Below are 15,355 nucleotides of genomic sequence, written 5' to 3' on the forward strand. Positions count from 1 at the left end.
GCCACCCGCAACCGCGGGTGGCCGTTCCCCTTCCACAAGCGCCCTCAGGCTCTTTACCACCCCAGGGCGAGGTCGTTCCCGATGATCCAGCCCATGCCGAACGCCGAGAGCAGCCCGTTGCCAGAGCTGTAGCCACTGGAGTCGGACCCGGCCAGCCCCACCGCCACGCCGCCGCCGGCCCGCAGGCCGGGGATGGTCGTCCCGTCGGGGCGCAGGACGTGCCCGCGTGTGTCGATCGCGGCGCCGCCCTGAGTGGTCAGCACTCCATGGGTGAGCCAGGCGTAGTGGAACGGCCCGACCAGGGCGCGGCGGCCGGGCAGCGGCGTCAGCGCCGATGCCAGTGCCCTTGGGTCGAGCCGCAGCGCCTCGGCCAGGCCGGCCACGTCGGGCGCGGTCTGCAGGGCCCCCGCCTGCTGGGACTCTCGCATCATCTCGGAGTGCTGTGCGGTCTGCTGGGCCTCGGCGTCCCAGATCATGACGGCCCGCCCACCCGGTTGGGCCTGGATGACGCCGGCGAGGCCGGAGTAGCCGTGCGCCTGCTCGTCGACGAAGCGCTGGCCGCGCCGGTTGACCAGCACCGCGCCGAGCCACGGCAGCGCCGGGTTGACCCGGGTGCCGTGCAGGGTGATTTGACCGTGTCGCAGGCAAGCGCTCATGTTGCGGAACTCGACACCGAGCGGGCGCAGCCACCCGATGGAGTCGCCCGTGGCGGTGCTGACACCGCCGTGGAAGGGGTCGCCGAGCTCGGCGCAGAACTCCTGCATCAGGGCCCGGTTGCCGGCGAACCCGTCCGTCGCCAGCACCGTCGCGCCGGCCGAGACGACGAGGTCGTTCCCCCCTTGGCGGCCGGTGACGCCGACGACCCGGCCGTCCTCGACGCGCAGCCCGGTCACGGGCGCCTCGTCCAGCAGGGCCACGTTGGGCCGGTCCGCCAGCTCCTTGCGCAGGTGCGTCATCAGCGGGCCTCCCCCCACGCGCGCTGGGTCAGCGTGCAGCCGTGGCACCGACATCCCCTTGCGGGCCATGTCGATTCCGACATCCATCGGGTATCCCAGCTCGTCGGCGATCCAGTGGACGTAGTCGGCGGCCACGCCGCAGAGCGCCACCACGAGGTCGCGGTGCCGCTCGTCCCCGGAGTTGGACAGGATGTCGTCCGTATGCCGCTGAGCTGAGTCCTCGATGCCAACTGCCCTCTGGAAGCGGGTCCCTCCCGCAGCGAGGCTGCCGCTGGACACTCCCGCATTGCAGCCCTCGGTCATGCTCTTCTCGAGCACTGCGACGACGATGTCCGGGTTCTCGGAGGCCCGCAGAGCCGTCATGACTCCCGCGGCTCCGGCGCCGGCGACGACGACGTCGACCTCGATGTCCTCTTGCACTGTTCGTTCCTTCGGAGTGAGAGCGATCCGGCCGTCGAGCGGTCTCAGCTGTCGAGCGCGGTGGTGATGCCGTAGAAGTCCCGGGCACGGTCGAGCAGCTCCCGCGGGGGCTGCTCGTGGTGGAAGCCGCGACGTGACGGCACGAGCCCGGCGGCGCGGTACTGCCGCGCCCGCAGCTCGGCGACCTGGAGCAGGGTGCCGAGCGAGTCGAGCACCGGCACGTCGTCCACGCGGCTGACGCCGTGGTCCGCGAGGAAGACGTTGAGCGGCCCCTCCCCCGGCACGATCACCGTGGCACCGGCGTCGATCGCCTCGCGCGCAGCCGTGCGGAAGGCCTCGAGCAGGCCGTCCGGCCTGGCGTAGGCGGCCATCACGTCGGTGAACTCCGCGGCGACCTGCCGGATCGGACCGACGATCTGCTCGAGGCCGTAGGTGCGCAGATTGCGTCGCAGCTGTGGCTCGAGGGCGCCGATGAAGTTGACGATGCCCGCCGGCAAACCGAGCGTCGCCGCCATGAGGAACGAGGTCTGCCCGTAGGCCAGGACGGGGATGTCGACGACCGAGCGGCACTCCTCGTAGGCGGTGTCCGGGATGGTGGCGATGAGGAACGCGTCGTAGCCCTCGTCCTGCGCGCGAAGGGCGGCGTGGACGAACTGCTCCTTGTGCAGCCCGGACAGGTACGCGTACCTGATGTGCGTGCCGGGGTAGTCGCTGGGGTAGGTCCCGGGCTTCATGCCGTGTAGGTGGACCTCGGTCCCCGGTGCAGCGACCTTGGCCAGGTGCCGCTCGAGCGCGTCCCGGTAGTGCGGGACGTCGTCCAGCACGGTGAAGCTCTGGTGCCAGATCTTCACGACCGCTCCACTGCGGGCTGTCGGGCTGCCAAGGAAGCCGCGTGGGCGCCCGCGATCTTGCCGAAGGTCGCGCCGCGGAGCACGGAGGTCGAGCCGGTGTAGTTCGAGTAGTACAGCCCGGTCATCTCACCGGCGGCGTAGAGGCCGGTGATGGCGCGCCCGTCACGGTCGATGACGCGCGAGCCGGCGTCGACCTTGAGCCCGCCGAAGGTGAACACGTTGGCGCACATGATCGGGTAGGCGATGAACGGGCCCGAGGCAATCGGCTTGGCCCAGTTGGACTTCGGCGGCGTGACTCCGTCGGTCGCGAGCCCGTCCGGGCGGGTCGGGTCCCACTCGCCGTCGGAGCACGCGGCGTTGTAGGCGGCGACCGTCGCCTCCAGGGTGACCGGGTCCACCTCGATCTTCGCGGCGAGCTCAGCGATCGTGCTGGCCCGGACCGGTGACTCCTCTGACCGGATCGCGGTCTTCAGGTTCGGGATGGCCTGGCCCGCCGCGTCGAGGATCATCCACGCGATGCCGCGGGGCTGGGCCTGGATGTCGCGGGTGGTCCGCTCGTACCACGCGTCGATCGGTCCGCGAGCCTCGTCGACGAACCGCTCGCCGTTGACGTTGACGAGGATGCCGTAGGTGAAGGCCATGATCGCGGCCTCCGGGTCGGGTGAGCGTGGGTCGACCGGCTCGGCGTGGAAGAGGGCGAAGTTGCCCGCAGTCGCGGCACCGGCGGCCATCGCCATCTCGATGCCCTCGCCCTTGTTGTAGTTGCCGCCGCGCGCCACCGGGCGCGCGAGCATCCCGAGCGGGCCGTGGTAGCGGGCCATCAGCTCGGCGTTGCCCTGGTAGCCGCCGCTGGCCAGGATGACCGTGCCGGTGAAGACCCGCCGGGCCCCGTCAGCATCGACCGCCTCGACACCCGTCACTCGTCCCGTGTCGTCGACGCGGAGAGTCCGGGCGGTGGTCTGGAAGTGGAATGCCACGCCGAGCGACCGGGCCTTCGCACCGAGAGTCTCGACGAGGGCGAGCCCGCCGCCGACCGGCGCCATCCGGGTCGTCGAGACGGTGAGGAAGAGCGTGGGCAGCTGCCCGAAGCTGATCCCGTGGCCCTCGAGCCACCGCAGTGTGGGGCCGGCGTTGTCCTCGAACGTGGCGACGTAGTCGAGGTCGACGACCTGGTGGGCGCGCAGCAACGGGTTGCGGCGCCCCCAGTCCAGGCCCGAGTCGGCCGTGATGCCCGGGTCGGGGTGGCCCATGAAGTCGTCGACGAGGGTGTCGGCGAGCCCGTCGGAGACTTCGTCGAGCGTCTTCATCCGCAGGTAGGCCTCGGTGTAGCGGGTGTTCCCGCCGGTCTCTGCTTCGGTCGCCCGCTCGAGGAGAGCCACTCTGGCACCGTTCTCGGTCGCGGACAGCGCCGCGGAGAGGCCTGCGATGCCGCCTCCGACGACGATGACGTCGTACTCCATCTCCGAGCCGGGCACTGCGCTGCTGGCGATCTGCGTGGTGGCGGTCATGCCCAGCTCCCGATGACCTCGTCGGCGGTGGTGACGGTGCCGAACAGCGGCAGCGTCGTGGCGAACGCGAACTCGTGGATGGCCGGGTCCGGCGCGGCGCACAGGTCCTCGACGATGCTCACCTGCAAGCCGCTGTCGGAGGCGTGCCGCGCGGTGGACTCGACGACCAGGTGGGTGGCGATGCCACCGAGCACCACGTGCGAGATGCCCTCGGCAGCCAGCACGTCCCGCAGCGGCGTGCCGATGAAGGCGTTTACGGCACCCTTGTCGATGACAGGCTCGTCCTCGAGCGGGGCGAGCTCGGCAACGAACTCCGTCTCCGGGTTGCCCCGCTTCATCTTCTGGTTCGCCGGATACCCGTCGAACCGCGCGAGCCGGTTGGTGCGCAGCCCGTAGGTCCGGTCGAAGGCGAGGCGGACATGGAACACCTTTACCCCTGCGGCTCGGGCCGCCTCCAGCACCCTCTTGGCCGTGGAGAGCACGTCGCGCTCCCGGACCTGGGCTGCCAAGGGCGGGGCCAGACACAGCTCGCCCTCCTGGGCCAGCGCCACCTGGTAGTCGAGCATCAGCAGTGCGGTATTCGTGGACATGGTACGTATCTCCTTGACAGTCATTGGTTCTGGTTGGTCACCAAGCGGACCAGCCACCGTCGACGTAGACGACCTGACCGGTCATGTACGCCGAGGCGGGTGAGGCGAGCAGGACGAGGGGGCCAGCGAAGTCCGTCGCCGGGTCACCGAGGCGGCCGAGCATCGTCCGGTCGGCGAACCACTGCAGGCGCTCGGGGTCCCCTCCCAGAGGTGCGGTCATCGCCGTCGGGTAGAAGACCGCCGGTGCCAGCGCGTTGACCGTGACGCCGGTGCGGCCGAGCTCGCTGGCCAGCGACCGGGTGACGTTGACGACCGCCGCCTTGGATGCGTAGTACGCGCTCTCCGGGACGGGTCCGACCCGTTCGGCATAGACGGTCGTGACATTGACGATTCGTCCCCAACCGGAGGCGGCGAGCCGCGGACCGAACTCGCGACCGACGAGCCAGCACCCAGACACGTTGACCCGCATGACGCGCTCGAAGTCCTCGAGCGAGGTCTCCGCGATCTCCCGACGCAGCATGACGCCGGCCGCGTTGACCACCACGTCGACGCGCCCGTGCCGCTCGACCACCGACTCGGCGAGCGCCCGAACGGAGTCCTCGCTGGTCACGTCGACGGCGTGCACCGAGGCGCGGTCGCCGCAGCGGCTGGCGGTCTCGGAGACCTTGCCCACCTGGGCTTCGAGGTCGGCGACAGCAACGGTGGCGCCGTGCTCGGCCAACGCGATCGCGGCGCGCTCGCCGAGGCCGCCGGCGGCAGCCCCGATCACCACGGCCACCCGGCCGGTCAGGTCGAACGGGCTGCTCACCACTCGAGCTCACTCTCCTCCGCCGCGGCAGCAGTGCCCGCGACCCGGCCGAAGATGGCCGACTTCCCGATGGAGGTGCCGGTCATGTAGCCGGCGCCGTGGAACCCGCCGACGAGCTCACCGGCCGCATACAGCCTCGGGATCGGGTCGCCGAAGACGTCCAGCACGTGCATCGACGTGTCGACGGTGACGCCGCAGTACGTCGCGAGCACGACGGTGCCAGACAGCTGGGCGTAGAAGGGCGGAGTGTCGATCGGCGTGCGCTCCCCGACCCCACCGACCAGGTGCACCCGGCCCAACGGGTCCGGCTCGCCTGCCGCGATCCGCGCGTTGTAGTCGGCGACGGTGTCCTCCAGCACCCCCGGGTCGGTGCCCAACCGGACGGCGAGCTCCTCGATGGTGTCGGCTATCTCCAGCATCCCCGCCCGTTCACGGCCCCCGAAGTCGTAGATCGGGACCTCGTCGTTCGAGGCGGCCAGCACCTTGGCGTCGAAGACCTGCCAGGTCCGCGCCGTCGGCTGGGCCAGGCTGGCGTCGCCCAACGCCTTGTAGGGGATGGACTCGTCCACGAACCGGCGACCGTGCCGGTTCACCGCGATCGCGCCCTTGTAGACGGCGAGGATCCCCGTGCCGTCCTCGCCGGGATGCGGCTCGTGGAAGATGCCGTAGGTGCCCTTGACGTAGGGCAGGTCCCGCAGGCCCGCACCGAGCTTCATCGCCATCCGCAAGCCGTCGCCGTGGTTGCCCTCCCCACCGGCGAGCAGCGCCTGCGCCATCTGCGGGGCGAACCGCTCGAGCATGGCCCGGTCCCGGGAGAAGCCGCCAGTCGCCAGGACCACGGCATCGGCCAGCACCTCGCGAGTCTCGCCGTCACGCTCGACGAGCACGCCCGTCACGCGCGAGCCGTCATGCAGGATCCGCTGGACATCGGCACCCAGGACGAGACGCGCCCCGAGCCGCCCGGCGGCCGAGAAGAGCGACCGCAGCATCGCGGTGGTGTCGCTCGGGTGCGATCGCGGCGCCGACTGCCCCGAGGCAGCATGGATGTGTCCGTAGCGCACCCCGTGCCCCTTGAGCCAGCGGTAGGTGCCCAGCTGCTCAGCGCAGTAGAGGTCGACCAGCGCCTCGTCGTTGACGTGCCCACCCACCTCGAGCAGGTCCTTGCGCAGCAGCTCCACCGAGTCCGCGATGCCCTGCTCGAGCTGCTCGTCCGTCCCGACGAAGGCCGACAAACCTGCGGACCGGACGGTCGATCCCCCGAACGCAGTGGTCTTCTCCAGCAGGACCGCGTACTGGCCGGCCTCGGCCGCCGCCAGGAGCGCGGCGGCACCAGCAAGACCACCCCCGAGGACGAGGACCCCCACTCGCTCCGGGAGCGCCTCGTCCACCGGCAGGCCCGCCGACGGGATCCCCGGTTCCTCTCTCATGACACGCTCCCGATCCAGGGCTGGTCGTACGCGGCCTCCGCGGACATGAAGTCAGCCAGGTGCACAAGCCCCTGGCGCTCCTCCCAACTGGCGATCTTGGCCGTGTAGGACGACGTCTCCCCGGCGGCAGCGAGGTGGCGCAGGGCGTCATGCCCGGCGCGCATCAGGGCACGCATCAGGAAGTTGGCAAACAGTACGACGTCAAAGCCCAGGTCGGCATATTCGCCGACGCCGAGCAACGGCGTCTTCCCTCCCTCGACGACGTTGACGACCAGCGGTGTCCCGGCCAGCTCATTTCCCACCATCCGCAGTTCCTCAACGGTGCGCGGTGCCTCAACGAAGAGCACGTCCGCGCCGGCGCGGGCGTACAGCTTTGCCCGCTGAATCGCTTCCTCGATGTCATGGACGCTACGCGCATCTGTGCGGGCAATCAGCACGGTGGCGGCGTCCTCCAGACCCTCCCGTACCGCGGCGATCTTGCTGGCCATGTGCTCCGCGGGGATGAGGGCATGGGTGTCGAAGTGACCGCAGCGCTTCGGCATCTCCTGGTCCTCGATCTGCAGCGCCGCAGCACCAGCGCGTTCGATCATGCGCGCCGCGCGCACCGCCATCAGGGGACCACCGAAGCCGGTGTCAGCGTCGACGACCAGAGGCAGCTCCGTCGCGGACGCAATTCGTTCGGCGTGGTCCGCCACTTCCGGCAGGGAGATGAGACCCACGTCGGGTAGCCCGAACTGAGCGTTCGCGAGTCCCGCCCCGGTGGCGTAGGCAGCCTGGAAGCCGGCGCGTTCCGCGAGGCGCACGCCGAGGGCATCGGTGACCCCGGGTACGACCAAGGGACCAGAGGCCATTCGTTCCCGGAGTGCCAGACGCCGTTGATGGGCTGAACTCGCCGCAGCGAGTCCCGGCAGTCCGGCGACAGTCTGTTGCACGGTGTAGCTCCTTGTGCTGTGGGGTGTCCTGCCGCTGACCGACGGACGCACGTTGTCGTTGAAGGATGGAAGGGAATGTCAGGTTGCGACCGTGGCGCACACACGCACGCTGTCGCGGATCACGTCAGCCACGTCGCGCACCAGGCGAGCATCGAGAGTCCGCAGTACGGGCAGCAGGGCCCGCGCCTTGTCCTCGGTGCAAGCAAGCTGGAGCGCCGCCAGCGCCTTCTGGTCAAGGTCTTCGTCCGACATGGGCCGGCGTGGGTGGCCGGAGGCCTCGGAGAGCCGGAGCACCGAGGTACCCGCCGCTGTCTGGACCTCGACCTCGGCTGCGAAGCGCTCGTCGTGGTCGACGACCAGATCAGGCACGACCCGGACCCGCTCTCGCAGGGCGTGGATCTCACCCCTCATGAGGGCCGCGTCGCTGAACTGCTGGGGTCCTGCGTGCCCGTCCGTGGCCGCTGCTGCAAGAGCCCAGGTCGGTGAGTACCGCGCTTGGTGAGAGTCCTCCGGGTGGCCGTGGCGCATGATCGCCGTGACGTGAGGGTCGACGTGGGCCGTGATCATCTGGACGTCGCGGCTGTCGATGCCGTCGTTCTTCAGCAGAGTGAGCAGCGCCTCGATCGCAGCGTGCACCGAACCGCAGCACGCATACGGCTTCTGCACGAGCCCCCAAGGCGCCTCGATGCCGTGCCTTCCCTCAGCGCTGGCCGACGCCAGTATCTGAGCAGCCTCGTGGGGCGGGTGCTCAGAACCGAGCGTCTCCATCATGCCAGCGGGTCCGGTGAGCCAGTTCGGGCTGCTCGTGGCCCCAGCCCGGGCGAGCAGGGCCGCCTGCACACCACCACGAGCCGCGCTTCCGGCATGAAATGCCTTGGTCGTCGTGCCGAAGTTCACTCGGATTCCCGAAGCGCTGCTGGCCGCCACCCCGAGTGCGTGACCGGCCTGCCCAGGTGTCAGTCCCAGTAGCTTGCTGGCCGCCGCGGCGGCGCCGAGGACCCCGAGAGTGCTCGTTGCATGCCAGCCGCGACCGTAGTGGCTGTGCGACATCGCCAGGCTCACCAGCCAGTCGACCTGATAGCCGGCCAGGTAGGCACCCACCAACGCGGCCCCGTCGGCATTCACGGACTGTGCGAGCGGAAACAGGGCTCCGAGCAGGACGGCACTGGCGTGCCCGTGCATCGGGTGCATGTAGTCGTCCCAGTCCAGGGCATGCGCCGCGGTGCCGGCCAGATAGGCCGCGTCGAGGATCCCATATGCGTTGGGGTCGGTCCACGGCCCCGACAGCTCGCAGGGGCCGGGCGCTGTTGGATGGACGGTGGCCGCGGCAAGGCGTGCCTGATCGGATGCACTGCCTCCGATCCCGACAGCCATGGTGTCGAGGATCGCTCGGGAGGCGAGCTCCTGGGCACGGCGGGACCACTGCCCCCCCGATGTCGCGTTCCGCGCCAGGATCGCTTCAGCGCTTGTCGTCATCGATCTCCTCCGATCCACGTATGTGTGTCATTGAGTGCAGCGCCGGTCGGTGAGCGATCACTTGAAGGCAGCGGCGCGGTCCTCAACGGCCTTGGCATCAAAGTCGTTGAACGCCTGGACGAACTGATTCGTGTACATCCGGTCGCTATCAACCTTGTTCGGCGTGATCTGGGCCTTGAGGGCGAAGTCGGCCCATTTGGCCACGCCGTCGGCGGGGTACTCGCCGAGCGTTTTTCGGGCTATCGGGTCACCGGACAGAGCCGACTCATTGCGACCTTCGAAGAGCTGAACCTGCTTGGTGAGCAGGTCAGGTGAGTCTGACGTCTTCGTCTGCGGGTAGTGCTTCCAGAGGAGGTTCACCGCACCCTCAGGGTTCTTCGTGGCCCAGACGGTCGCTTGCGCCCATGCCTTGCCGAACGCCTCGACCAGCTTGGGGTTCTTGGAAACCCAGTCGGCTTGACCGACAAAAGTGGTGGAGAAGAGAGTGCTGTAGGAGTCCGGCTTGATATAGCGGAGCTTCCCGCCTGCCTGCTCCATCTTGGTGTACTCGGTGTCCCACAGCATCAACGCATCGACGCGTTTCTGCTGGAGGGCGTCCAGCGCAGCGACGCCTGTACCGGTGGCGATGAAGTTGATCGCCGACGGCTCGATCCCCTCATCGCGGGCAGCCGCCTCAGCAAGGAGCTTCGCTCCCGAAGCCAGATTGGCCACGCCGACCTTCTTGTCCCTCAGGTCGGCGAAGGACTTGATCCCGCTCTCCGGTGTGACTGCGAGCCACTGCACCGGGGAACGAGACCAGTTGTAGATCATCTGCACGTCCTGCCCCTTGGAGCGGGCTGCGAGCACGGCCTCAGGCGTTGGTGCGCCCACATGGACACGTCCAGTCGCCAGCTGCTGGAGCACGTCTGCTGATCCACCGGGCCACTGGACCTCCACATCGATGCCGTTCTCCGCGAAGAACCCCTGGTCCTCGGCAACCGCGAACTGGACCCAGGCGGCACTCATCTCGGATGACGGAGCAACGACGACCTTCGTCGTGCCGTCTGGGGCGGCGTCGCTGCCCGGCATCGCCGGGGCACAGGCCGCCAGGGAGAAGGGAAGGGCGATCGCGAGCGCGGCCATCGGGAAGCGGAAGTGTGTTCTCACGGGACTCTCCTTTGAGTTGGTATGGAAGTTGATGTCATTGCCAGAAGACGAGGCGGCGTCGCGCGATGCGGACGATTTGGTTCAAGGCAACTCCGATGAATGCGAGGATCACGAGGATCGCGAAGACACCGGCGGTGTCGTAGTTGTTCTTGAACTGCTGAAGCAGAACCCCGAGGCCTGCATCGGCGCCGACGAACTCTCCCGTGATCGCACCGATGAAGGAGTTCACTACGGACACCTCGAGGCCGGCGAAGATCGAAGGCAGCGCGCTCGGCAGCAGCAAGCGGCTCCAGATCTGCCACTTGGAAGCTGACATTGACCTGAACAGGTCCAGACGCGACTTGTCCGTGGACAGGATCCCGTTCATCGTGTTGACGAGCATGGGGAAGAAGACCAGCATCACCACCACGAGGACCTTCGGCGTGTAGCCGAAGCCGAACCAGATGATGAACAGAGGGGCCAAGGCGACCTTTGGCATCGACTGGAAGGCCACGATGAAGGGGTACACCGCGGCTCGAGCCGGCTCCCACTCTGCCAACGCAAAGCCGAGCCCGACCCCGGCCACGATCCCTATCACCAGTCCGACCAAGGCCTCGTACAGGGTGACCTGTGCGTGTTGGTAGAGCAGTGTCACGGTCGTTGCATCGGTCAGCTTGGCAATGACTTCCGAGAGCCGCGGAAAGATGAAGCTCTGTACGTCCAACAGACGCGGCACCATCTCCCAGGCGACGATGAATACCATGACTGCGCCCACGGCCAGGCCTCGCCCTCGCAGTCCTGCTCCCACCTTGCTCGGGCCGCGCTGGGCTGGAGCCCGATCGACCTGTGGGGCCCGCACCTCGATCTTCTCAGTCGCGGACATGGGCCAAGCTCCTTTCGGCGGAGACGTTCTGGGACTTCACGAAGTAGCCTCGGACGTGCGCGACAATCTGGGAGAACCGGGGATCGCCCATGGTCTCGGCGTCCCGCATGGGACCGAAGGGGATCTCGATGTCATCGACGATTCGACCTGGGCGACTCGACATGACGACCACTCGCTGTCCCAGGAGAACGGCTTCCGGGATCGAGTGCGTGATCAGAAGGGTCGTGACCTTCGCCCGGTTCCAGATGGCGTTGAGGTCGAAGTTCATCTGTTCCCGCGTCATTGCGTCGAGGGCGCCGAAAGGCTCGTCAAGGAGCAGCAACTCGGGGTCCTGACCCAAGGCGCGCACGATGGCGGCGCGCTGCTGCATCCCGCCCGAGAGCTCGTTGGGGTACTTGTCGTGGAAGTCCGCCAGGCCGACTCGCTCCAACAGGCTGGTGACCCGAGACCTGTACTCGGGGGTCAGAGTGCGGTGGATGCGCGCCGGCGCAAGACAGTTGTCGGCAATATTCATCCAGGGCAGCAGGGTGGGCTGCTGAAACATGAAGGCCGTCGTTCGCCTCGGCCCGGCCACAGTGTCACCGCCAACGCGTATCTCGCCCCCCGTCAGACCCTGCAGTCCACCAATGGCCCGGAGCAGCGTGGTCTTGCCACAGCCGGAGGGCCCGACGACTGACACGAAGCCCCCGGCTTCGACGTCCAGGCTGAGGCCACTCAGGGCAGTGGTGGGCGGGACGCCCCGCCTACTGAAGACGACTTCAGCGTCTCTTACCTCAATACGTTCCGTCACGATTACCTCGAGTCCGCACCCTTGCAGGGCTCACTTGGTGTTGCGAATGGCGATGCCTGGACCCCCTGACCCTGACACCACTAATGCCAACTGTCAACAGTTGTCTGTTCTCTGAACTTCCTCATGGTCTGCTGTGACTGTGCCAAGATGCGAGGGTGCGTCCAGAGCCGAGCGTCCCCGTCCACCGTCGAGCGAGGCTCGAGCGGCCGACGATGGCGTCACTTGCCGAGCAAGAGCTGCGGGCGATGGTGCTCGGGGGTGACCTCCGGTCAGGCGAGCGCATCAACGAGGTGGCCCTGGCCGAGCAGCTCGGTATCAGTCGCGGGCCTCTTCGCGAAGCGATCCAGCGTCTCGCCTCCGACGGGTTGCTGGACGTCGTGAACCACCGAGGCGCCTTTGTGCCCACGATCGGGGAGAAAGAGCTGACGGAGCTTTACGAGCTGCGTTCTGCACTCGAGTCGGCCGCTGTCCGGCTGGCCGCCGGGCGAGTGACCGAGGCGCAGCTGGATTCCCTTAGGAGCGAGTTGGCCCGAACACAGAAGGTGCTCCGTTCGACCAGGAACCGGCCGTACCCGGCTGACATCGACATTCACCAGCGCTTCGTTGCCCTGGCCGGCAACGAGGCGTTGGCCGCCATGACTAGAGACGTCCACACGCGCATCACCCTCGCGCGCACTCGTTCCGGCTCCGACCCCGATCGGGCCCGTGCCGCCTACGAGGAACATGTAGCAATCCTCGAGTGCCTGGAGGCACGTGACGCCGAGGCCGCGGCCAGGCTGATGGAGAGCCATCTCGCCCGGGCCCAGGAATCGGCCTTGCGACAACTTGCTTCCAGCCGGAGCCCTCAGGGGTGAGCGAGCCGCTGATGTTCGTGGGGTCTGCGGTGGGCAGACCCCACGAGCATCTCCGCAGCCCCGAAGGGTGCCGGGACAGTGGACACGGTGAACTCAGGCCTCCTCGGCCGCGGGGAGCTTGGGGTCCCCGAGCGGGTGCATGATGCCGGGCGGACGGCCCTGGCCGTCGGGGTGCGGCTGGTGCCCCCAGACCGCGGTCCGGTCGTAGACCCTGGGGATCCAGGTCTCCTCGTCCACCTCGAGGCCCCCGTAGCCGTACTCCACGTGGAACGAGCTCGGCGTCGAGTGGTAGAAGCTGAACTGCTGGTCGTTGGAGTGCCGGCCTATGGTCAGCGTGATCGGGACGCCCATCTCCTGGGCGATCTCGTAGCCGGTGCCCACGTCGTCGATGGAGTTGACCTGGATCATCAGGTGGTTGAGGCCGGCCACCCCGGGCGGGCACTGTCCCAGGGCGAGGGTGTGGTGGCGCGCGTTGCAGTGGTAGAAGCGCGCGTTGAGCCGGCCCGGGACGATGATCTTGTCCGAAAGGCGGAAGCCGAGTCGGGTGAAGAACTCATGGCCCGCCTCGATGTCCGGCATGAGGAGCAGCACGTGGCCCAGACCCTGCTGGCCCGTGACGAAACCGGAGATGGCTCGACCGGGCGTGAAGGACGAGCGCACGTGGCTCTGACCCCAGGTCACTTCGTGGCGGAAGCCCCACGGGTCGGTGAAGACGAGGATCCGGTTGACGGCCCGAGCCTCCGCCAGTGCCTCATCGCCGCGCTCGCTGCTGACGCCGAGGTCGGCGAGCGCCTTCTCGACCCGGTCAAGGTCTTCCTCGTGGTCGACCCCCCATCCGATGTAGGCGGTCTCGTCCTGCTCGCCGGGGTGGATCTGAAGGCGCCACAGGGCATCGTCGAACTTGATGCGCACAGCGCCGTCGGGACCGGGGTCGGTCACCATGGCACCCCAGAACTTGGTGGCCATCTCGGGCCACTCGTCCTTCTTCGGTGAGTTGACGCCGAGGTAGGCAAGTGACGTGATCATCGTTGATCTTCCTTCTGGTTGGTCTCGCTGGTCTCGATGGTCAGGGGATGCTCAGGCAAAGACGGGCGGGACCGAGGGCTCGCCACCCAGGTCGTTGATGGCCCACTCGACGGAGATCGGCTCGGACACGTTGCAGATGTGGACGAGGCCGGACTGCATGTCTCGCCAGTAGCGCTCGTTGGGGTGGCGCTCGTGGATGCCCTGGGCGCCGCTCATCTTGTAGAGCCGGTCGACCGCGTCGACGGCACGGTGGACCGCCCGGACGCCGTTGCGGCGTATCGTCAGTCGCTGGGTCCAGGTGACGTCACCGCCCTTGTCCACGTGGTCGAAGAGCTCCTTCATGTCGTTCAGGAGCACCACTCGAGAGGCGGCCACGTCGGCCGCAGCCTCCGCGTAGACGTTGAGTTGGATCGGGTCGTTCTTGGCGACGCGGCCGTCCGCGGACACACGCTGCTCCATGTACGAGCGGTAGGTCTCGAGGGCGCCGATGGCGATGCCAAGGGTTCCTGAGTTGATGGCGGCGGAGAAGACCACGGGGAACTTCAGCCTGTAGAGCGTCTTCCCTGGCTGGCGGTCCTCGTAGCCGCCATTGCTCATCTTCATCGCGTCGACGACGCGGTACTCCGGCACGAAGACGTCGGTCATCCGAACGTCCTTGGAGCCGGTCCCCTTGAGTCCCAGGACGTTCCACGACTCCTCGACGATCTCGTAGTCCTTGCGCGGGATGACGAAGTGCCGGATGTCCGGCGGCATCGTCGGCTGCCCATCGTCGCCCGTCACCATGCCGCCGAGGATGACCCAGTCGGAGTGGTCGGTCCCGGTGGAGTAGGGCCACTGGCCGGTGAAGAGGTATCCACCGTCGACGCGCTTCGCGCGGCCGAAGGGCGCGTAGGGCGACGCGGTCCAGGTGTCGGGGTCCTCGCCCCAGATCTCCTCCTGTAGGCGCGGGTCCATCATGGCGATCTCCCATGGGTGGACGCCGACGACGCCGGTGACCCAACCGGCGGACGGAGAGGCCGCGCCGACCGTCATGGCGGCCTCCATGAACTCCACGGGGTGCGCCTCGTAGCCGCTCCATTCGGTTGGCTGGTAGAGGCGGATCACGCCACTGTCGCGCAGGATCTGTGCGGTCGTGTCGGTGAGCTTGCCGAGGTCGTCGCTGAGCTTCGCCTCGCCCTTGAGAACTGAGACGCTCTCCCTGATGTTTCCCAGTACGTCGGTCATGGTTGATCCTTCCGGCACACCTCTCGGGTGGGCCTGCGGCAGTCAGTTGTTGGTGACGAACTCGATGACGAGGCGGTTGAACTCCTCGGCGTGCTCCACCTGCGCCCAGTGGCCGCAGCGGTTGAGCAGGACGGCCCGTGAGTTGGGGATGTGCGCGAGAAGCAAGAGGGTGTTCTCGTAGTGGACGACACGGTCGTCGCGGCCGTGGATGAGCAGCGTCGGCGCCTGCACGCCGGGCAGGTCCTCGAGGCGGAACCACTTGGCGACGGGTCCGCCCTTGGCGAAGGCGTCGAGGTAGTTCGTGAGGTGCTGGGGGTGCGCCTTGGCGTTCTCGGCGCGCTCCGCGGCGAGCTCGGGAGTGGCGAAGCGGGCGCTGTCGTAGGTCATCACCTCGGTGAGCCGGGTCATGGACTCCACCGAGGGCTCGCGGTAGGCAGCGACGAGGGTCTTCATGCCCTCGGACAGGCCGCCGGCCGGCGAGAGGA

General features: G+C 68.1%; 15 protein-coding genes. 1 reads left to right on the forward strand and 14 read right to left on the reverse strand.

The annotated features are described in order from the left end of the window. Positions 1-53: 53 nt before the first annotated feature. The 11 genes from OO014_RS16380 to OO014_RS16430 all read right to left on the reverse strand — a co-directional run bounded on the left by OO014_RS16380 (position 54) and on the right by OO014_RS16430 (position 11,766). Positions 54-1,376, reverse strand: a complete 1,323-nt coding sequence (locus OO014_RS16380) for an FAD-dependent oxidoreductase (protein WP_272463395.1) — start codon at positions 1,374-1,376, stop codon at positions 54-56. A gap of 44 nt (positions 1,377-1,420) precedes the next feature. After that, a complete protein-coding gene (locus OO014_RS16385; RefSeq protein WP_272463396.1) occupies positions 1,421-2,227 on the reverse strand; it encodes an aspartate/glutamate racemase family protein in 807 nt (268 codons plus the stop codon). Then, positions 2,224-3,735 (reverse strand): FAD-dependent oxidoreductase, encoded by a 1,512-nt coding sequence (locus OO014_RS16390; RefSeq protein ID WP_272463397.1) that lies wholly within the window; start codon positions 3,733-3,735, stop codon positions 2,224-2,226. The genes OO014_RS16385 and OO014_RS16390 overlap by 4 nt, the downstream gene beginning before the upstream one ends. Then, a complete protein-coding gene (locus OO014_RS16395) occupies positions 3,732-4,325 on the reverse strand; it encodes a cysteine hydrolase family protein (protein ID WP_272463398.1) in 594 nt (197 codons plus the stop codon). The genes OO014_RS16390 and OO014_RS16395 overlap by 4 nt, the downstream gene beginning before the upstream one ends. 37 nt (positions 4,326-4,362) lie before the next feature. Next, a complete protein-coding gene (locus tag OO014_RS16400; RefSeq protein ID WP_272463399.1) occupies positions 4,363-5,133 on the reverse strand; it encodes an SDR family NAD(P)-dependent oxidoreductase in 771 nt (256 codons plus the stop codon). After that, positions 5,130-6,560 carry an FAD-dependent oxidoreductase gene (locus tag OO014_RS16405; RefSeq protein WP_272463400.1) on the reverse strand — a complete coding sequence of 477 codons (1,431 nt, stop codon included), beginning with the start codon at positions 6,558-6,560 and terminating at the stop codon, positions 5,130-5,132. Before OO014_RS16405 ends, OO014_RS16400 begins: the two co-directional genes overlap by 4 nt. Beyond that, complete coding sequence (locus OO014_RS16410; protein WP_272463401.1) at positions 6,557-7,492, reverse strand: isocitrate lyase/PEP mutase family protein; 936 nt, start codon at positions 7,490-7,492, stop codon at positions 6,557-6,559. The genes OO014_RS16405 and OO014_RS16410 overlap by 4 nt, the downstream gene beginning before the upstream one ends. Positions 7,493-7,570: 78 nt before the next feature. Next, the gene (locus OO014_RS16415; protein WP_272463402.1) at positions 7,571-8,968 is read right to left on the reverse strand and encodes an MmgE/PrpD family protein; all 1,398 of its coding nucleotides are present in this window, start codon (positions 8,966-8,968) and stop codon (positions 7,571-7,573) included. Between the two features lie 57 nt (positions 8,969-9,025). Further along, positions 9,026-10,090, reverse strand: coding sequence for an ABC transporter substrate-binding protein (locus OO014_RS16420; protein ID WP_272463403.1), 1,065 nt, complete (start codon positions 10,088-10,090; stop codon positions 9,026-9,028). A gap of 58 nt (positions 10,091-10,148) precedes the next feature. Continuing rightward, positions 10,149-10,976 (reverse strand): ABC transporter permease, encoded by an 828-nt coding sequence (locus OO014_RS16425; RefSeq protein WP_272463404.1) that lies wholly within the window; start codon positions 10,974-10,976, stop codon positions 10,149-10,151. Beyond that, positions 10,963-11,766, reverse strand: a complete 804-nt coding sequence (locus OO014_RS16430; protein ID WP_272463405.1) for an ABC transporter ATP-binding protein — start codon at positions 11,764-11,766, stop codon at positions 10,963-10,965. Before OO014_RS16430 ends, OO014_RS16425 begins: the two co-directional genes overlap by 14 nt. A gap of 212 nt (positions 11,767-11,978) precedes the next feature. Between OO014_RS16430 and OO014_RS16435 the strand changes: the two genes are divergently transcribed. After that, entirely contained in the window at positions 11,979-12,620 is a 642-nt protein-coding gene (locus OO014_RS16435) for a GntR family transcriptional regulator (protein ID WP_272463406.1), read from the forward strand. Between the two features lie 93 nt (positions 12,621-12,713). Here the strand turns inward: OO014_RS16435 and OO014_RS16440 are convergent, their stop codons facing one another. The 3 genes from OO014_RS16440 to OO014_RS16450 form a co-directional block, all read right to left on the reverse strand. Beyond that, entirely contained in the window at positions 12,714-13,646 is a 933-nt protein-coding gene (locus OO014_RS16440) for a VOC family protein (protein WP_272463407.1), read from the reverse strand. Between the two features lie 51 nt (positions 13,647-13,697). Further along, the gene (locus OO014_RS16445) at positions 13,698-14,870 is read right to left on the reverse strand and encodes an acyl-CoA dehydrogenase family protein (RefSeq protein WP_272463408.1); all 1,173 of its coding nucleotides are present in this window, start codon (positions 14,868-14,870) and stop codon (positions 13,698-13,700) included. A 42-nt stretch (positions 14,871-14,912) separates the two neighbouring features. After that, positions 14,913-15,355: alpha/beta fold hydrolase (locus OO014_RS16450; RefSeq protein WP_272463409.1), on the reverse strand; the 443-nt coding region annotated here is incomplete at its 5' end.

It is taken from the genome of Intrasporangium calvum, assembly GCF_028446585.1.
Classification (GTDB): Bacteria; Actinomycetota; Actinomycetes; order Actinomycetales; family Dermatophilaceae; genus Intrasporangium; species Intrasporangium calvum_A.